This window comes from Parageobacillus thermoglucosidasius (assembly GCF_001295365.1).
Classification (GTDB): domain Bacteria; phylum Bacillota; class Bacilli; order Bacillales; family Anoxybacillaceae; genus Parageobacillus; species Parageobacillus thermoglucosidasius.
Genome location: NZ_CP012712.1, coordinates 725,384 through 743,593, shown reverse-complemented (window position 1 = coordinate 743,593; position 18,210 = coordinate 725,384). Strand labels below are relative to the sequence as shown.

The 18,210-nt window shown below is 45.0% G+C and carries 15 protein-coding genes; 1 reads left to right on the top strand and 14 read right to left on the bottom strand.

Features of this window, described 5'->3' with window-relative positions:
- Window positions 1–12: 12 nt before the first annotated feature.
- From AOT13_RS03690 to AOT13_RS03640, 11 genes are all read right to left on the bottom strand, one after another.
- Entirely contained in the window at window positions 13–1,665 is a 1,653-nt protein-coding gene (locus AOT13_RS03690; protein ID WP_013401844.1) for a GAF domain-containing sensor histidine kinase, read from the bottom strand.
- A gap of 2 nt (window positions 1,666–1,667) precedes the next feature.
- Window positions 1,668–2,816: an iron-containing alcohol dehydrogenase gene (locus AOT13_RS03685; protein ID WP_042384290.1), complete on the bottom strand. Its 1,149-nt coding sequence runs from the start codon at window positions 2,814–2,816 to the stop codon at window positions 1,668–1,670.
- 114 nt (window positions 2,817–2,930) lie between these two features.
- On the bottom strand, window positions 2,931–3,983 hold the full coding sequence (locus AOT13_RS03680; RefSeq protein WP_042384292.1) for a 2,3-butanediol dehydrogenase: 1,053 nt from the start codon (window positions 3,981–3,983) through the stop codon (window positions 2,931–2,933).
- A gap of 467 nt (window positions 3,984–4,450) precedes the next feature.
- The gene (locus AOT13_RS03675; RefSeq protein ID WP_003253702.1) at window positions 4,451–5,068 is read right to left on the bottom strand and encodes a thymidine kinase; all 618 of its coding nucleotides are present in this window, start codon (window positions 5,066–5,068) and stop codon (window positions 4,451–4,453) included.
- A 230-nt stretch (window positions 5,069–5,298) separates the two neighbouring features.
- Entirely contained in the window at window positions 5,299–5,499 is a 201-nt protein-coding gene (rpmE, locus tag AOT13_RS03670; RefSeq protein ID WP_003253704.1) for a 50S ribosomal protein L31, read from the bottom strand.
- Between the two features lie 183 nt (window positions 5,500–5,682).
- Entirely contained in the window at window positions 5,683–6,957 is a 1,275-nt protein-coding gene (gene rho, locus AOT13_RS03665; RefSeq protein WP_003253705.1) for a transcription termination factor Rho, read from the bottom strand.
- A 263-nt stretch (window positions 6,958–7,220) separates the two neighbouring features.
- A complete protein-coding gene (gene glpX / locus AOT13_RS03660; RefSeq protein ID WP_042384294.1) occupies window positions 7,221–8,183 on the bottom strand; it encodes a class II fructose-bisphosphatase in 963 nt (320 codons plus the stop codon).
- Window positions 8,184–8,211: 28 nt separating this feature from the next.
- Window positions 8,212–9,498: a UDP-N-acetylglucosamine 1-carboxyvinyltransferase gene (gene murA / locus AOT13_RS03655; RefSeq protein ID WP_013877673.1), complete on the bottom strand. Its 1,287-nt coding sequence runs from the start codon at window positions 9,496–9,498 to the stop codon at window positions 8,212–8,214.
- 31 nt (window positions 9,499–9,529) lie between these two features.
- Window positions 9,530–10,171: a fructose-6-phosphate aldolase gene (gene fsa, locus AOT13_RS03650; protein ID WP_013401848.1), complete on the bottom strand. Its 642-nt coding sequence runs from the start codon at window positions 10,169–10,171 to the stop codon at window positions 9,530–9,532.
- Between the two features lie 100 nt (window positions 10,172–10,271).
- Window positions 10,272–11,135 (bottom strand): class II fructose-bisphosphate aldolase, encoded by an 864-nt coding sequence (locus tag AOT13_RS03645; protein ID WP_003253712.1) that lies wholly within the window; start codon window positions 11,133–11,135, stop codon window positions 10,272–10,274.
- A gap of 164 nt (window positions 11,136–11,299) precedes the next feature.
- Window positions 11,300–11,662: a response regulator gene (locus tag AOT13_RS03640; protein ID WP_003253714.1), complete on the bottom strand. Its 363-nt coding sequence runs from the start codon at window positions 11,660–11,662 to the stop codon at window positions 11,300–11,302.
- Window positions 11,663–11,813: 151 nt separating this feature from the next.
- Here AOT13_RS03640 and AOT13_RS03635 point away from each other — a divergent pair, with 151 nt between their 5' ends.
- Complete coding sequence (locus AOT13_RS03635; RefSeq protein WP_013877674.1) at window positions 11,814–12,341, top strand: DUF2529 domain-containing protein; 528 nt, start codon at window positions 11,814–11,816, stop codon at window positions 12,339–12,341.
- Between the two features lie 57 nt (window positions 12,342–12,398).
- Here the strand turns inward: AOT13_RS03635 and pyrG are convergent, their stop codons facing one another.
- The 3 genes from pyrG to icmF all read right to left on the bottom strand — a co-directional run bounded on the left by pyrG (window position 12,399) and on the right by icmF (window position 18,197).
- A complete protein-coding gene (gene pyrG / locus AOT13_RS03630) occupies window positions 12,399–13,994 on the bottom strand; it encodes a CTP synthase (protein WP_003253718.1) in 1,596 nt (531 codons plus the stop codon).
- Window positions 13,995–14,163: 169 nt separating this feature from the next.
- Complete coding sequence (gene rpoE / locus AOT13_RS03625; protein ID WP_003253719.1) at window positions 14,164–14,715, bottom strand: DNA-directed RNA polymerase subunit delta; 552 nt, start codon at window positions 14,713–14,715, stop codon at window positions 14,164–14,166.
- Window positions 14,716–14,939: 224 nt separating this feature from the next.
- Window positions 14,940–18,197 carry a fused isobutyryl-CoA mutase/GTPase IcmF gene (icmF, locus tag AOT13_RS03620; protein ID WP_003253721.1) on the bottom strand — a complete coding sequence of 1,086 codons (3,258 nt, stop codon included), beginning with the start codon at window positions 18,195–18,197 and terminating at the stop codon, window positions 14,940–14,942.
- Between the last annotated feature and the right edge of the window lie 13 nt (window positions 18,198–18,210).

The window sequence follows — 18,210 nt, the reverse complement described above, 5'->3', positions numbered from 1 at the left end:
CCACTCCCGCGTTTATTGCTTTGCCGGCAACTTTAACATAAATGTACTTCCTTTGCCAGGCTTGCTTGCCACTTCGATCGTTCCGCCGTGAGCCTGCGCGATTCCTAAGCTGACAGATAAGCCAAGCCCTGTTCCTTTCCCTGGCCTTTTCGTCGTAAAGAACGGATTGAAAATTTCTTGCAAATATTGTTCTTCAATGCCTTTGCCGTTGTCTTGGATGGTTAAAAGCACCCATTTCTTTTCCTCTTCCGCCACCGATTTTGTTTCAATAGAAATTACTTTTTCTGGAACGTCCACTTCTTCCAAGGCGTCTTTGGCGTTAATTAAAAGATTTAAAACAATTTGCCCGATTTGCTGAATGTTTCCTTCCACCAATTCCAGTGAGTTATCTAATTTTTTCCGAATGATAATATTTTGTTTCCTAATTTGGTCCCCTATTAGCCCGAGCACCTGCTCCACCGCTTCATTGACAGAGCAATCTTCAAACATATATTCATCTTGGCGGGAAAATGTCAATAAGTTTTGGATGATCGTTTTGCATCTCCGTCCGCACGAATAAATGTCGTAAAGCAATTTGTAGGAGCGGTCGTCCTTTGCCGCCGTCCGCAACAACAATTGGGCATTGCCTAAAATAGCCGTCAACGGGTTATTTAATTCATGGGCGATGCCCGCTGCCATCTCTCCGATTGCCGCTAACTTTCCCGATTGAACTAGCTGTGCTTCAATCCGGCGTTTTTCCGTAATGTCATTAATATAAATGATAATGGCATATATATGCTCATTTTCATTTAATACCGGATAACCACGCAATTCGCATACTCGTTTTTGAAAATGAATCTCTTGATACACAGGCTTTTTTGTTTGCACAATTTGCAAAACGGGGCTGTGATGGATATCCATTGACAAAAGTTGATGAAAGTCTTGCTTCTCCCGTTGATGAAGTTGGAAAAACTCTTTCGCCGCATCGTTATATTTCAAAATATTCCCTTTTAAATCAACGACGAAAATCATTTCCGAAACCGCGCGGAATGTTTCCTCCCATTCTTTTTTACTAGTGAGAACCTCGTTGTAAAGACGAGCGTTTTCGATGCATACAGCTAATTGATCGCAAAATTGTTGAAAGAAAGCCAAATCATCTTCATCATATTCCATGATTTGCTTACTTCCGATACTGAGCACGCCGATTACTTTGCCTTTGCGAATAAGCGGGACTAACAAGACGCTGCGGATCCCTAAAGATTCGTACACTTTATCTTCTATATAGCTTCTTTCTTTACCGAAGTTTACTTGATAAAAGATTTTTTCGAGCGATTCAACTACTTTCCAATAAAGGGAGCGCTTTTTGGAAAAATCAAAGCCAATCGGAAAATATAATGAGTGGGGAGGATACACATTCGTTAAAACCAATTTTTCGTTTTCACACATCGATAAGCTGATTCTCTCGATTGGCAAAATCGTTTGCAGCTTATCAAAAACGTTTTGCAACATTTCATCGATGGACATATCGATATTAAAACTTTTTGTTACGTCATTAATGATTTCCAGCTGCATATTTTTCTTTTTGAGCGCAATCACCGTTTTCCTTAATTCGTTATAGTAGCTTTTTTTCGAAGATTGAACGCCGGTTAATAAGTTAATCATTTGTTGGCGGTCTCTTACGTTCATCTCTACCATGCCCTTCTAAATATCTCTTCAATATCCTCTGCCGTCACATCTCGGGGATTGGTGATCATGCAAGCATCATCGAGGGCGACTAAACTCATATGCGGTATTTCGTCTTTTTCCAGCCCTATATCGGATAACCGCTGCGGAGCGTCAATCTCCATCGTTAATTGTTTGATACACTCAATTGCTTTTCTTCCTGCTTCCATGTGCGACAATCCGCGAATGTCAACACCAAGAAACGCCGCAATATCCGCAAATTTTTTCGGATTGGCCAGCAAATTATATTCCATCACATGCGGAAGCAAAATCGAATTGATATCGCCATGGAGAACCGGATACTTTCCTCCGACGGCATGCGACATAGCATGCACCGCACCTAAAATGGCGTTAGAAAACGCAAGACCAGCCTGCAAACTAGCCATCGCCATTTTTGTTTTCGCTTCTTTGTTTATTTTGGAAGCAACCGATGGGCGCAAATATTCGGATACTAAAGAAATTGCGTTTTTTGCCTGGACATCGGTCAGCGGGGTTGCCGCTAAACTAACATATGCTTCAATGCCATGTGTTAAAACATCCAAACCGGTGGAAGCGGTTAAATGGGCGTTTTTTGTCGATAACGTCTCTGGATCAATAATTGCAATATCTGGAATAAGCGATTTGGAAATGATCGTCATCTTTTTTTGCCCCAACGTATCAACGATAACTGAAAATTGCGACACTTCAGAACCTGAACCAGCCGTTGTTGGGATCATCACTTGCGGAGGCAGCGGTTTTCTGATTTTGTTGACTCCTTCATAATCGTGAATTTTTCCTCCATTGGTGACCAAAATCGCAACAGCCTTCGCCACATCTAAAGGGCTTCCTCCCCCTATTCCGATGATCGCATCACATTCATTTTCTATGTAAGCTTTGCATCCTTTTTCCACTTCGACATCTTTCGGGTTCATCGTTACATCGCTAAATACCGTATATTGTAAATTCGCCTGTTTGCAGCTTCTGATGACAACATCTAACCATCCGGCTTCGATCACTCCCGGGTCGCTGACAATGAAAACGTTCGTTGCCCCAAGCCGCAAACAGCTTTCCCCCGCATGCTCAATCGCTCCGTTCCCAAAAATGACCTCAGGCATCACAAATTTATGAATATTCATATTAATCACCTGACTAGGATCTTCTTGAAAGACGGACCAACTTGCCGGCAAAGCCGGCAAGCTGAGTCATCCATCCAGAGCAGGCTTATCCTTGAAACGGTTTTTTGCTTTTCTTTATTCTGGTTTGACCAAAATTTTCACTTGGTCTTTTTCTTTAATGAGCGCTTCAAATCCTTCTGCCACGATATCATCCAGCTTGATTCGTTTCGTAACAAGCTTTTCGGCTTGGAAATAGCCTCGTTTCATTAATTCCATTACAGCAGGGAAAATATCGCGGTATGCAATAACTCCCTTCACATTTCTTTCTTTTAATACAATATTGTTTGGCTGAATGCTTGCTTCTTTTTCCCATATACTAACGATAACCGTTTCTCCTTCGAATGCAGTGCTGTCAATAGCTTGCTGCAAAACGGCCGGCACCCCCGTTACTTCAAACGCAACATCGACGCCGCCACCGGTCAATTCGACAAGTTTGCGAACCGGATCTTCTTCTTTTGGATTGATGACAGATGTGGCGCCAAGCTCTTTCGCTTTTTGCAAACGTTCTTTGGAAACTTCGACTGCATAAATTTCCGAGGCGCCAGCCGCTTTCAATGCTTCCATCACAAGAAGGCCTATCGGTCCTGTTCCAAAAACGGCAGCTTTATCACCAGGTTTGATTTTGCTTGATCTGACAGCATGTAACGCGACAGCCGCCGGTTCCACTAGCGCTCCTTGTTCAAAAGAAAGACCTTCAGGCATTTTGTGCACCATATATTCATCAACGACGGTATATTCTGAGAATCCGCCGCCTCCTCCGGACAGGCCATGGAATCCTAAATGTTCGCAAAGATTGTATTTCCCTTTTTTGCAAGCCGGGCATTCTCCACAACGAAGAATCGGTTCAACAACGACAGGATCCCCAACTTTGACTTTAGTAACTCCTTCCCCGACTTCTACTACTCGGCCCGAAAATTCGTGGCCCATGATAATCGGGGCGACATCTTTACTAACGGGATGAGGATTTTGGACAGGAATAAAAATTGGACCTGCCGCATATTCGTGCAAATCGCTTCCGCAAATTCCCGCCCATTCGACTTTAATTTTTACTTTTCCTTTTCCTGCTTTCGGTTCTTCTACTTCTTCCACTCGAATGTCTCTAGCATTGTACCATCGCGCTGCTTTCATTCGTTTCCCCTCCCAGTTTTTTATATTATTATAATATCCAATATTATTATATCATTTAAAGTTATTTCTTTTCTATAAATAACAAATAATATAACAATATAATAAATAGAAAGCGCTTCATTATACCGGCGTTTTTGGCGCCGGACTCCGGTCATGCAAAAAAGCCTGGGGGATCGGTGCAATTTTGTTTTTGCCTCTTCCTTACCGCTATCATCTATCCATTTTATTAAGAAAATTTTCAACACCGCTGATACTGAAAAAATTGCAGACACATGAGGCTTGCAAAAATAATAAAAGGACTGGTCTCACAAATAGTGGAGTTCCAGTCCGATTTGCGCTTTATGAATCATTTATTGAACAAGCAAAAAGAACAACGGCACCACCTAACAGTGAATGGCAATTCGCTTCCCTGCCGCTTGGCGTTTCCTAAATCAAATTCCTTAAAAATAAACGGCGGAAACTGTCGGTCAACGGACGTGATGGTTGTCAGTTTGGCAATTTTTCACTGGCTTATCGGGAACTTCGTGATGGTGGCGGCAGCGCGGCTCGTACGATTCGCTCGCTCCCACTAAAATAACGGGGTCGTGATAAGATGCCGGCACACCGTTAATGAGACGCTGCGTTCGGCTTGCCGGGGAGCCACATACCGTACAAACCGCTTGCAGTTTTGTCACCGATTCGGCGATCGCCATTAATGTTGGTACAGGCCCAAACGGTTCGCCGCGGAAATCTTGATCCAATCCTGCGACAATCACTCGGTAACCGCGGTCTGCCAACGTTTGCACCACTTCGATAATGTCATCGGAAAAAAATTGCACTTCATCAATGGCGATGACATCTGTTTTCTCAGAAATATGTTCAAAAATTTCTTGTGGCGAAGAAACGGGAATAGCAATCACCGAATTTCCGTTGTGAGAAACGACGGCCTCTTCGCTATAGCGGTTATCAATGGTCGGTTTGAATACTTTCACGTCTTGTTTCGCAAACGTCGCGCGACGAACGCGGCGGATCAATTCTTCTGATTTTCCGGAAAACATGCTTCCACAAATGACTTCGAGCCAGCCGGACTGCTTCATAACATACATGAAAAACGCCTCTCCCTTCGTTCTCGTCTACCGGCGTATGTATAATGTTATTGTACCTTGTTTGTCCATAAAAAAACAGGCAAGTAATCAGCCGCTTGCCTGTTTTTCCGTTTAATTCACTAGGACGTGATGGACGCCGCCTGCCGCGGAGCCAGGATAGCCACATTTCACCGTTGCCCGCAAGATTGAGGCAACCTTTCAGCGAAATTGGGGCGCTTCCGCCCTTCTTATTATTTCAAGCCGTATTTTTTGTTGAATTTATCGACACGTCCTGCAGCAGAAACAAATTTTTGACGTCCTGTATAGAATGGATGGCATTCAGAGCAGATTTCTACGCGCAATTCATCTTTAACAGAACCGCTTTCGAATTCGTTTCCACATGCGCAACGCACGATCACTTTTTTGTACTCTGGATGAATTCCTTGTTTCATTATTCTCATCTCCTTCCGCCCTGTATCATTTCGAAACAGAGTTTATATATCGTTATGTTCATCTATTGGCATTTACCAAAACACACATGTTAAAATTATAACAACTTTGTCTTCCTTTTGCAACCGGTGATTTTTTCAATTTATTTCTCCACCATCCCAGTATGAATGCTTGCGAATCTTCTGTCAAATCCGCACGATTCCGTTATTTTTCCATTCCTCATCCAACATGGCGAAAAATTCTTCGTTTGATGTTGTCTGGCGAAGCTTGCTTAAAAATCGTTCAATAAAATCAGGGGAATCAGACATCGTTTTCCGAATCGCCCATAATTTTTCAAGATGCTCTTTCGGAATGAGCAGTTCCTCTTTGCGCGTGCCTGAACGGCGGATATCGATCGCCGGGAAAATGCGCCGCTCTGCCAGCGAACGGTCAAGGTGGAGCTCCATATTTCCGGTGCCTTTAAACTCTTCATATATCACGTCATCCATACGCGAACCGGTATCAACAAGGGCCGTAGCTAAAATCGTAAGGCTGCCGCCTTCTTCAATGTTGCGCGCCGCCCCGAAAAACCGTTTCGGACGATGGAACGCAGCCGGATCAATCCCCCCTGAAAGCGTACGGCCGCTCGGCGGGATGACCAAGTTATAAGCGCGGGCTAAACGAGTGATGCTGTCCATCAGAATGACAACATCCCGCTTATGTTCGACAAGACGCATCGCTCTTTCAAGCACTAGTTCCGCAACTTTAATATGATTTTCCGGCACTTCGTCAAACGTCGAACTGACGACATCCCCCTTTACTGACCGCTCGATATCCGTGACTTCCTCTGGACGTTCGTCAATGAGGAGAACAATGAGTTCCACTTCAGGATGGTTTGTGGTGATGCTGTTGGCGATTTCTTTTAATAGCATCGTTTTCCCAGCTTTTGGAGGGGCGACAATCAGTCCGCGCTGCCCGAAGCCAACCGGGGCAATCAAGTCGATGATTCTCGTTGACAGCTTGTCCGGAGTGGTTTCCAGTTTCATTTGCCGATTTGGGTATAATGGCGTTAACGCTGGAAAGTGCACCCGTTCCTTCGCGATTTCCGGATCTTCACCATTGACTGCTTCGACATGAAGCAATCCGAAATAGCGCTCGTTTTCTTTTGGAGGGCGCACTTTTCCAGACACTTTGTCCCCGTTCCGCAAATCGAAACGGCGAATTTGCGATGCGGAAATATAAATATCTTCCGAACTTGGAGAGTAGTTGATCGGTCGTAAAAAACCGAATCCTTCAGATTGAATGATTTCGAGCACACCCTCCATAAACAGCAGTCCGTCTTGCTCCGCACGCGCTTTCAAAATGGCAAAAATAAGCTCTTTCTTTGTGAGTTTACTGTAATAGGAAATTTTATATTGGCGAGCGAGCTCATATAGCTCTTTCAGTTTCATATTTTCTAATGTAGACAGTGTTAACTCCATTTCGACACCACGCTTTTACAATTTTTCATTTTCTCCCATATTGCCTTTGAACATTTAAATGAAATTAAAACGGACGGGATGAAAAGAAGGCGATGAAGGCTGAAAATAAAGAAAAAGAAGTAGAATGGCAGAGCTTATTTTATGCACATGCAGCATGACTATTTTACCCTTTTTGCCGTTTTTTAATCAATAGTTTTTTCCTTCCGCTGATAAAAATAAGCGAGGGCGACAGGTTTTTCCTTCTCGCCCCGCTGGTCACGCTTTTATTTAATCACTAAATTTGGTTTTTTCTTCAAGCTGTGGCGCCCCTCAATAAAGCGAACCGTTCCTGATTTTGCACGCATCACTACGGAGTGGGTTTCGCCATACGCCCCTTTAAATTGGACACCTCGCAGCAATTCCCCATCTGTCACGCCGGTTGCCGCGAAAATAGCATCGTCACCTTTCACCAAATCTTCCATGCGAAGCACTTTCGTTACATCAATCCCCATCTTTTTGCATCGTTCCAATTCTTCATCATTTTGCGGCAACAATTTCCCTTGAATTTCCCCGCCTAAACATTTGAGTGCCACTGCGGCTAACACTCCTTCCGGCGCCCCGCCGGAACCGAACAAAATATCGACACCCGTATGGTCGAACGCGGTATTAATCGCAGCGGCAACATCGCCGTCATTGATCAGCTTGATGCGTGCTCCCGCTTCTCTCAGTTCAGCGATGAGCCGTTCATGGCGCGGTCTGTTTAAAACAACGGCAACGACATCTTCAACATCTTTGTTTTTCGCTTTGGCGACCGCTTTCAAATTATCGATCACCGGCGCTTCAATATCAATCATTCCGACCGCTTCGGGACCGACGGCGATTTTGTTCATGTACATGTCAGGGGCGTGAAGCAAATTACCGTGATCAGCCACGGCGACGACCGCCAATGCGTTCCAGCCGCCAGAAGCGACGATATTCGTGCCTTCCAGCGGGTCTACCGCAACATCTACGCGAGGTCCATAACCATTGCCAAGCTTTTCCCCAATATATAACATCGGGGCTTCGTCCATTTCTCCTTCACCGATGACGACTGTTCCTTTCATCGGAATCGTGTCAAATACGTCGCGCATTGCCGACGTTGCCGCTTCGTCCGCTTCATTCTTTTTGCCCCGCCCCATCCATCTGGCGGCGGCAAGAGCGGCTGCTTCCGTGACGCGCACCAGTTCCATTGATAAACTTCTTTCCATGGTGACTTCTCCCCCTCCCCTTCGTTGACTACGCATTTTTGACTTGCTCAATTTCTTCATCTGTCATTTTTTCACGCCAAATCGTCGCGCCAATTCCTGCTAATTTTTCGACAAGATTGCTGTATCCACGGTCAATGTGCTCCACTCCTGCAATTTCGGTAAGCCCTTCTGCCATTAAACCAGCAATCACAAGCGCTGCGCCTGCGCGCAAATCGCTCGCTTTTACTTTTGCGCCTTGCAGCTGGCTCGGGCCAGTGATAATCGCGGAACAGCCTTCCACCTTGATGTTCGCGTTCATTCTGCGAAGTTCGTCGATATGCTTAAAACGGGCGCTATAAATCGTATCGGTAACGACGCTTGTGCCGCGCGCTTTTGTTAAAAGAGATGTAAACGGTTGCTGTAAATCGGTTGGAAATCCAGGGTAAACAAGCGTTTTCACATCTACTGCTTTTAAATCCGGATTACTGGAAACAAGAATTTGATCATCGCTCGTTTCTATATGGACGCCCATTTCGCGCAATTTTGCGATCAATGATTCGACGTGCTGAGGAATAACGTTGTCGATGATCACTTCTTTTCCCATCGCCGCTGCAGCAATCATATATGTACCAGCTTCAATGCGGTCCGGAATAATCGAATGGCGGCAGCCCGATAATTTTTCGACACCATCGATGCGAATGACATCAGTTCCGGCGCCTTTTATGTTTGCGCCCATATTGGAAAGCAGTGTCGCCACATCAATAATTTCCGGCTCTTTTGCAGCGTTTTCAATAATCGTCCGACCTTTGGCACGCACCGCTGCCAACATGATATTAATCGTCGCCCCTACGCTTACCACATCTAAAAAAATACGGGCACCCCGCAATTCTTCGGCACGCAAATAAATTGCGCCTTGCTCGTTCGTTACTTTCGCTCCCAGCGCCTCAAACCCTTTTATATGCTGGTCAATCGGCCGCGGGCCCAAGTGGCATCCTCCCGGCAGCCCGACAACCGCTTTTTTAAACCGGCCGAGCATCGCACCCATCAAATAATACGAAGCACGCAATTTTTTTACTTTTCCATTCGGCAACGGCATCGGTACCATATTGGACGGATCGATGACCGCTTTTTTGCCATCAAAATGGAACGTTCCGCCAATCTCTTCAATTAAGTCGCCTAAAATCCGCACATCGGAAATATTCGGCAATCCTTCAATCGTAACTGGTGAATCAGCAAGAATAGTCGCAGGGATAAGCGCAACGGCGCTGTTTTTCGCGCCGCTTACCTTTACCATCCCCTGCAACGGATCGCCGCCGATAATCTTGATTTTTTCCATTATAGTCTCCCTTCTTTAACGAAGTTGACTGTTATTTTTGCCGATTCCAGTCTGCCAAAAACTTCTCGATTCCTTGATCTGTCAACGGATGGTTAAACAACTGCATTAATACTTTGTACGGAACAGTAGCAATATGTGCCCCTCTTAGCGCGGCTTCCGTCACATGGAGCGGATGACGGATCGAAGCGGCAATAATTTCTGTATCAATTCCGTGAATATTGAAAATATCGGCAATCGTGGAAATGAGCTCAAAGCCGTTATGCCCGATATCGTCAAGGCGGCCAAGAAACGGGGATACATACGTCGCTCCGGCGCGTGCCGCTAACAACGCTTGGTTGGCCGTAAACACTAACGTAACGTTCGTCTTAATTCCCTTTTCGCTGAATACTTTCACCGCTTTAAGCCCTTCTGGCGTCATCGGCACTTTAATCGTAATGTTCGGGGCGATTTTTGCCAGTTCTTCTCCTTCTTCAATCATTCCTTTTGCATCGGTGGAAATCACTTCAGCGCTCACCGATCCAGAAACAATCGACGTTATTTCGCGAAGACGCTCATGAAACGGGACGTTTTCTTTTGCAACAAGGCTTGGGTTTGTCGTCACACCGGCTAAAATGCCAAGCTCGTTCGCTTTTTTAATTTCCTCTAAATTGGCCGTATCAATAAAAAATTTCATAGCGATATCCCCCCTTAGCGTTAATGAGACGGGAAAGGGAAACCGCAACAGCGTCACAACGCCGCTATGTCAAACGTTTCCCTTTCCCAATGACCGAATGTTATTGAGCTGCTTTTCCAGAAGAACCAAACTCGCGCATTTTGCCGATGACTGTCGCTTTTATCGCATCGCGGCCAGGACCGATAATTTTGCGAGGATCGTATACTTTGTCGTCTTTCGCTAACAATTCGCGGACGACTTTTGTAAATGCTATTTGGTTTTCCGTATTGACGTTAATTTTGGAAGTGCCGAGGGAAATGGCGCGCTGGATTTGTTCTGTCGGGATGCCTGTACCACCGTGAAGCACGAGCGGAACACCCGTCAAATCACGAATTTGCTCCATTTCCGCAAATCCCAGTTTTGGTTCCCCTTTGTACGGACCGTGTACAGAACCCAAAGCAGGTGCTAAACAGTCAATTCCTGTCCGTTTGACTAATTCTTCACATTCTTTTGGATCTGCATAAATAATGTCTTTACCAATAACATCGTCTTCTTGGCCGCCAACCGTGCCCAATTCCGCTTCTACTGACACGCCGCGTGCATGAGCGTATTCCACCACTTGAGAAGTGATTTTAACGTTTTCCTCGAACGGATGATGGGAAGCGTCAATCATGACAGAAGTAAATCCGGCATCGATCGCTGCTTTACATTTTTCAAAGCTGGAGCCATGGTCGAGATGGATCGCGACCGGAACGGTAATATTCATATCTTCCATTAATCCTTTAACCATGTTGACCACTGTTTTAAAGCCGCCCATATAACGCGCCGCACCTTCGGACACTCCGAGAATGACCGGTGATTTTTCCTCTTCCGCCGCTGCTAAAATCGCCTGTGTCCACTCTAAGTTGTTAATGTTAAATTGGCCGACAGCGTATTTTTCCCGCAGCGCTTTATTAAGCATTTCTGTCATGGATACTAAAGGCATGGTAAAATCCTCCTTATGCTTCAACGTCATCGCCTTTCTTAAAATAGCTATGCGTCATTTCGACAGAATATATGTATGAAAGGCGTAAATAGTCTTCGTTATAAGCATACCAACTTACAAACAAAACAGCAACCTCGTAACTCAAGGAAAACGTGACAACTTTCCTACGAAAATAAAAGCCTTTTCACGGCCGCGCGCAAATCATCAATATCAAACGGTTTCGCAAAATGCATCATCGCGCCTAATTCTTTTGTTTCCTGAATCATGTCGAGCTCCCCGTAAGCAGTCATAATAATGACTTTAATATCCTGGTCAATTTCTTTTAACCGTTTTAATATTTCAATCCCATCCATTCCAGGAATTTTCATGTCTAACAATACTAAATCAGGGCGGTATTTTTGGACAATTTCCAGCGCTTGCATGCCGTTAGCGGCTTGATATGTCGTATATCCTTCTTTTTGAAACACTTCATTTAACAAAATACGAATGCCGTATTGATCATCGACGATTAAAATTTTGTTGCCCATCTTATAGACACACCTCAATTCTTTCATTTATTTTGTTCCATGTTATAAGTTTCGCATCCTTCAGTTATTTTCCTGCCATTTTTTTTGCATTTGGATAAATTCCAATTGGCAAATCAGTTTATTATAATAAGCAACGGAAGGAGGAGAAACAGTGAAAATTTTTGCGACGCAAATGATCGGCTATTTGAAAAAAATTGCGGAAGAAGAAGCGGCATTCGAGGACGGAGCGCGTTTGCTCGCGCAGGCAATTATCGGGGATGGCCGCATTTTGCTTCACGGTTTTCACGAAATGGAAGCGGTTGTCATCGAAGCTCTCTGCGGGCAAGACAAGCTGCCAAAAGCGGTACGCTTAATGGAAAATGGGCATCTTCGCGATGATATCGATGAAACGGATCGTGTTTTATTGATTTCGCGATTTTCCAATGATAAAGACGCCATCGACCTTGCCGAACGCTTAAAAGAACAAGGTCTTGAAATTGCTGCCATTTCCGCTGCCGTCGAAGCTGGGCAGCCATCGCTCGTGGATATTGTCGATGTCCATATCGACAGCAAATTGCGAAAACCGATCATTCCAAAGGAAGATGGCAGCCGCATCGGCTTTCCAGCAGTCATTACAGCCTCGTTTGCATACTATTGTCTGTTGCTTACCATTTATGACATTTTGGAAGAATACGAGTAGTAAAAAAAGGACTATCTTAACCGATGGGGAAGATAGTCCTTTTTCGTGAAACCACCATTATTGTTTTAATGATGCTTTAATAAAATCACGGAACAATGGCTGCGGTCTTGTCGGCCGTGATGTAAATTCCGGATGGAACTGGGAAGCGACAAACCAAGGATGATCTTTTAGCTCAATAATTTCGACAAGACGGCCGTCCGGGCTTGTACCGGAAAAGACGAAGCCGTGCTGTTCCATGATTTGGCGATATTGATTGTTGAATTCATAACGATGGCGATGGCGTTCATAAATGACTTCATCTTGATACGCTTCATAAGCGAGCGTTCCTTCTAACAATTTGCAAGGATAAAGACCTAGCCGAAGCGTTCCGCCTAAATCTTCAACATCCTTTTGTTCCGGCAATAAATCGATGATCGGATGAGGTGTATTCGGGTCAAATTCAGCGGAATGAGCTTCTTTCAGCCCCACAACATTGCGGGCAAACTCAATCGAGGCAAGCTGCATTCCGAGACAAATGCCGAGAAATGGAACTTTCTGCTCGCGCGCGTAACGAATCGCTTCAATTTTTCCTTCAATGCCGCGGTCGCCAAATCCGCCTGGCACGAGAATGCCGTCCGCATCGCTCAATAAGTCGGCCGCATTTTCCCTATTTACATGCTCGGAGTTAATCCATTTAATATCAATATCGGTATCAAACGCATATCCGGCATGGCGCAACGCTTCTACGACAGAAATGTACGCATCTTGCAATTCCACATATTTTCCGACAAGCGCGATTTTCGTCGTCCGCGACAAATTACGCACTTTTTCGACAAGCGCCTTCCATTCTGTCATGTCCGCTTCTTTGCAGTCTAACTTCAAATGTTCACAAACGATTTGGTCTAATTTTTGCTCTTGAAGCATAAGCGGAACGGCGTATAATGTATCCGCATCGCGCGCTTCAATGACCGCTTTCGGATCAATGTCACAAAACAGCGCTATTTTCTCTTTCATATCTTGAGAGATCGGCATTTCGGTGCGAACAACGATGACGTTTGGCTGGATGCCAAGACTGCGCAGTTCTTTTACGCTATGTTGGGTTGGTTTTGTTTTCATTTCGCCAGCCGCTTTAATATATGGAACAAGCGTGCAATGGATGTACATGACGTTGTCGCGGCCGACATCGCTTTTGATTTGGCGAATCGCTTCTAAAAACGGCAATGACTCGATATCGCCGACCGTTCCACCAATTTCCGTAATGACAACATCTGCATTTGTTTCCTGGCCGGCCCGAAATACCCGCTCTTTAATTTCGTTCGTAATGTGCGGAATAACTTGTACCGTTCCCCCTAAATAATCCCCGCGGCGCTCTTTTCTGATCACGGCAGAATAAATTTTTCCCGTTGTTACGTTGCTATATTTGTTTAAGTTAATGTCAATAAAGCGCTCGTAGTGCCCTAAATCGAGGTCCGTTTCTGCGCCATCGTCAGTAACGAACACTTCTCCATGTTGATACGGACTCATCGTTCCCGGGTCGACGTTGATATACGGGTCAAACTTTTGGATCGTTACATTCAAGCCGCGATTTTTTAATAACCGGCCTAACGACGCCGCCGTAATCCCCTTTCCTAACGATGATACGACACCGCCAGTAACAAAAATATATTTTGTCATTTTGCGTTCCCCCTTGCCGAAATAGATGACAATTTAAGTGTGTGCACAAATCCAAAAATAAAAAACGCTCCGCTTACGTATATGTAAGGGAGCGATATATTTGTACCGTCTGTTTTTAAGAGCCCAGATAAGATTTTACATAGTTCTTCGGATAAAGTCAAGAATATAATTACTCGTCTTCTTCAGGGACGTCTATATCTAAATCTTCGTCCAGCGCGTCATCCCCTAAGTCAAATTCATCGTCACCAAGAAGTTCGTCATCAAACGCTTCGTCATCGTCGAGGTCAAATTCGTCATCATCGAGAAGTTCGTCTTCATCAAGATCAAGATCGTCTTCATCATATTCGTCAAGATCATCATAATCGATATCTTCATCATCGATAATATCATCGTAATCCTCATAATCATCAAGCGCTTTTTTCTTCTTCTTCGGCTTCGTGATCATTACCGTTTCATCTTCTGTTTGATCGAACGGATACCAAACGCGCAGCCCCCAGAGATTTTCTCCAACACAAATAAAACGGCCGTCAATATTTAAATCTGTATAATATTGAGCAAGCCGCTGTTTTACTTCCTGCTCTGATAAACCAATTAGCGCAGCAACTTCATTCACAAGCTGTTGGAACGATAACGCTTCCCTTTTTTCGGATAAAACGAGACTAGCGAGTTCCACAAACGACATTTCTCGCAATTCCTCTTGAGAGTATTGCTGCAAACTCAAATTCGGCACTCCCTTTCCTATGTAAACTGACGATGAATGCGATTCGAATACATACCATTCATTATAAACAAATTCGCGTTGTTTATGCTAGATCTTTACGGAAAAAAATGAATATTTCCGTATAAAATATTTCGGGAACAAACCGATTCAATCAAGGCATACATATCATAACATAATCTGCATACATGAAAAAAGGAAATCAGCAAGCGATTTCCTTTTTTCATCTACATATTGCGGCGATATTGCCCGCCAACTTCATAGAGGGCACGCGTAATTTGTCCGAGGCTGGCAACTTTTACAGTTTCCATTAACTCTGCGAAAATATTGCCGCCGCTAACCGCGACTTGTTTAAGGCGCTCAAGCGCTTCCTCTACTTTATCTTTATTTCTCTCTTGGAATTCACGCAAGTTTCTAATTTGCAATTCTTTTTCTTCATATGTCGCACGCGCCAGCTGTATATTGTTCAGCTCTTCTTCAGATGGTGGGTTCGGATTAAGATATGTGTTCACTCCGATAATCGGAAGCTCGCCGCTATGTTTTTTCATTTCATAATACATCGATTCGTCTTGGATTCTCCCGCGCTGATATTGCATTTCCATCGCGCCTAGCACGCCGCCGCGGTCGTTGAGGCGCTCAAACTCTTTTAACACCGCTTCTTCCACTAAATCGGTCAGTTCTTCAATAATGAAAGAACCTTGAAGCGGATTTTCATTTTTCGCTAAACCGAATTCTTTCGTTATGATCAATTGAATCGCCATGGCCCGGCGGACCGACTCTTCGGTCGGTGTAGTAATCGCTTCATCGTAGGCGTTGGTGTGCAGCGAGTTGCAGTTATCATAAATCGCTATTAACGCCTGCAATGTCGTGCGGATATCATTAAAATCAATTTCTTGAGCATGCAACGAACGGCCTGATGTTTGAATATGATACTTTAATTTTTGGCTTCGCTCGTTTGCCCCGTATTTTTCGCGCATGACGATCGCCCAAATGCGGCGCGCCACCCGGCCGATGACCGAATATTCCGGATCTAAGCCGTTGCTGAAGAAAAACGAAAGGTTTGGCGCAAAATCGTCAATTTTCATGCCGCGGCTTAAATAATATTCGACGTACGTAAAGCCGTTGGCAAGCGTAAATGCCAACTGTGTAATCGGATTTGCCCCTGCTTCGGCAATATGATATCCCGATATCGAAACAGAATAATAGTTGCGCACCTTATGTTGAATAAAATATTCTTGAATGTCGCCCATCATTCTTAAGGCAAAATCGGTGGAGAAAATGCACGTATTTTGCCCTTGGTCTTCTTTTAAAATATCGGCTTGCACCGTACCGCGCACCGTTTGCAGCGTATACGCTTTCACTTCTTCGTACTCTTCTTTCGTAAGCGGACGGCCCAGCTCTTTTTCCCGCTTTTCGACTTGTTGGTCGATAGCCGTATTCATAAACATCGCTAAAATAATCGGTGCCGGACCGTTGATTGTCATCGATACGGATGTCAGCGGATCGCATAAATCAAAGCCTTTATACAGCTTTTTCATATCATCGAGCGTACAGACGCTGACGCCGCTTTCCCCGATTTTGCCGAAAATGTCTGGACGGTAATCCGGGTCTTCGCCGTAAAGCGTTACCGAGTCAAACGCGGTGCTTAGGCGCTTCGCTTTATCTTCCTTACATAAATAATGGAAGCGGCGGTTCGTCCGTTCTGGCGTCCCTTCCCCGGCAAACTGCCGTTTCGGATCTTCTCCTTGCCGTTTGAACGGGAAGACACCTGCTGTATATGGGAACGAACCCGGAACATTTTCTTTATATACCCAGCGCAAAATTTCGCCATAGTCTTTGAATTTCGGCAGCGCCACTTTCGGAATATCCAACCCTGCTAAACTTTTTGTCGTTAAATCTGTTACGATTTCTTTATCGCGGATTTTCGTGACGAATTGTTTTGCCGAGTATTTTGCCTTCAAATCTTCCCATGAATCAAGAATTCGTTTTGATTCCGGCGTTAATTCGTTTTCATAATGTTGCTTGAGCGTCTCTAACGACGCGATGACGTCTTCGCTTTCGCCCCTCTCTTTTGCCGCTTCGATCGCTCCTTCGATTTGAAATAAACGGCGGGCAATCTCTGATTGCTGTTTGACGCGTTGATGATAGTTGCGGACCGTTTCGGCGATTTCGCGCAAATAGTGGCGGCGTTCGTTCGGAATAATGACATTATGTTTTTCGACATTCGATACGGTTTTTAAGTTGGTCTTCCAATTGGTTCCTGCTTTTTGGTTGATGAGATCCACAAGCGCCACAAATAACGTATTCGTTCCCGGATCGTTAAATTGGCTCGCAATCGTGCCATATACCGGCATTTCCGAAAGGTCTTTATCAAATAATTGATGGCTGCGCTGATATTGTTTTTGCACTTGACGTTTCGCATCTTCGGAGCCTTTTCGTTCAAATTTGTTAATGACGATTAAATCCGCGTAATCAATCATATCGATTTTTTCAAGCTGTGTTGGCGCTCCGAATTCACTTGTCATCACATACATCGAAATATCACATATTTCGGTAATCGCCGCATCGCCTTGGCCGATCCCGCTCGTTTCAACGATGATTAAATCAAACCCTGCCGCTTTGACGACCGAGATCGCATCTTTAATCGCAAGCGACAATTCAGAACGGGAATTCCGCGTCGCTAAGCTGCGCATATACACGCGCGGCGTGTTAATCGAATTCATGCGAATGCGGTCGCCTAAAAGTGCACCGCCTGTTTTTTGTTTCGTCGGGTCCACCGATAAAATCGCGATTTTGATATCCGGAATTTCGTTTAAGAAACGGCGCACTAATTCATCTGTCAGCGAGCTTTTCCCGGCTCCGCCCGTGCCGGTAATGCCGACAACCGGCACCGGCTTTGCCAACGCTTTCGCTTTTTCCAGCACCTCCTCCAGCGCCGCAGCCGCTTCATGAGCGGCATCGACGCGGTTTTCGCACAGCGTGATCAAGCGGGCCACCGCCTGAACATCCCCTTTTGGCAGCCGTTCCAATTCATCGGTAATTTCCGTTACGGTCGGAAAATCACATTGCTCAAGCATGACGTTAATCATGCCTTGCAGCCCGAGATTGCGGCCGTCTTCTGGAGAAAAAATGCGGGCGATGCCGTATTCGTGCAGTTCTTTTATTTCTCGCGGAATAATGACGCCGCCGCCACCGCCGTAAATGCGGATGTGGGAGGCGCCGCGTTCTTGAAGCAGATCGTACATATATTTAAAAAATTCCATATGCCCGCCTTGATAGGAAGATACCGCAATGCCTTGTACATCTTCTTGAATGGCGGCATTCACAATTTCATCGACAGAACGGTTGTGCCCTAAATGAATCACTTCTGCGCCGCTTGCCTGCAAAATGCGGCGCATAATGTTGATCGACGCGTCATGGCCGTCAAACAAGCTTGACGCTGTCACAAACCGCACGTGATGTTTCGGACGGTAAATGTGCGCCATCTTTTCCTCCCCC

Coding starts and splice junctions, on each gene's coding strand:
- glpX (WP_042384294.1), bottom strand. CDS start 8,183: ATGGAAAGAAGTTTATCAATGGAACTGGTGCGCGTCACGGAAGCAGCC.
- AOT13_RS03690 (WP_013401844.1), bottom strand. CDS start 1,665: ATGAACGTAAGAGACCGCCAACAAATGATTAACTTATTAACCGGCGTT.
- murA (WP_013877673.1), bottom strand. CDS start 9,498: ATGGAAAAAATCAAGATTATCGGCGGCGATCCGTTGCAGGGGATGGTA.
- AOT13_RS03640 (WP_003253714.1), bottom strand. CDS start 11,662: ATGGGCAACAAAATTTTAATCGTCGATGATCAATACGGCATTCGTATT.
- pyrG (WP_003253718.1), bottom strand. CDS start 13,994: ATGACAAAATATATTTTTGTTACTGGCGGTGTCGTATCATCGTTAGGA.
- fsa (WP_013401848.1), bottom strand. CDS start 10,171: ATGAAATTTTTTATTGATACGGCCAATTTAGAGGAAATTAAAAAAGCG.
- AOT13_RS03645 (WP_003253712.1), bottom strand. CDS start 11,135: ATGCCTTTAGTATCCATGACAGAAATGCTTAATAAAGCGCTGCGGGAA.
- rho (WP_003253705.1), bottom strand. CDS start 6,957: ATGGAGTTAACACTGTCTACATTAGAAAATATGAAACTGAAAGAGCTA.
- icmF (WP_003253721.1), bottom strand. CDS start 18,197: ATGGCGCACATTTACCGTCCGAAACATCACGTGCGGTTTGTGACAGCG.
- AOT13_RS03675 (WP_003253702.1), bottom strand. CDS start 5,068: ATGTATGTTATGAAGCAGTCCGGCTGGCTCGAAGTCATTTGTGGAAGC.
- rpmE (WP_003253704.1), bottom strand. CDS start 5,499: ATGAAACAAGGAATTCATCCAGAGTACAAAAAAGTGATCGTGCGTTGC.
- AOT13_RS03680 (WP_042384292.1), bottom strand. CDS start 3,983: ATGAAAGCAGCGCGATGGTACAATGCTAGAGACATTCGAGTGGAAGAA.
- AOT13_RS03685 (WP_042384290.1), bottom strand. CDS start 2,816: ATGAATATTCATAAATTTGTGATGCCTGAGGTCATTTTTGGGAACGGA.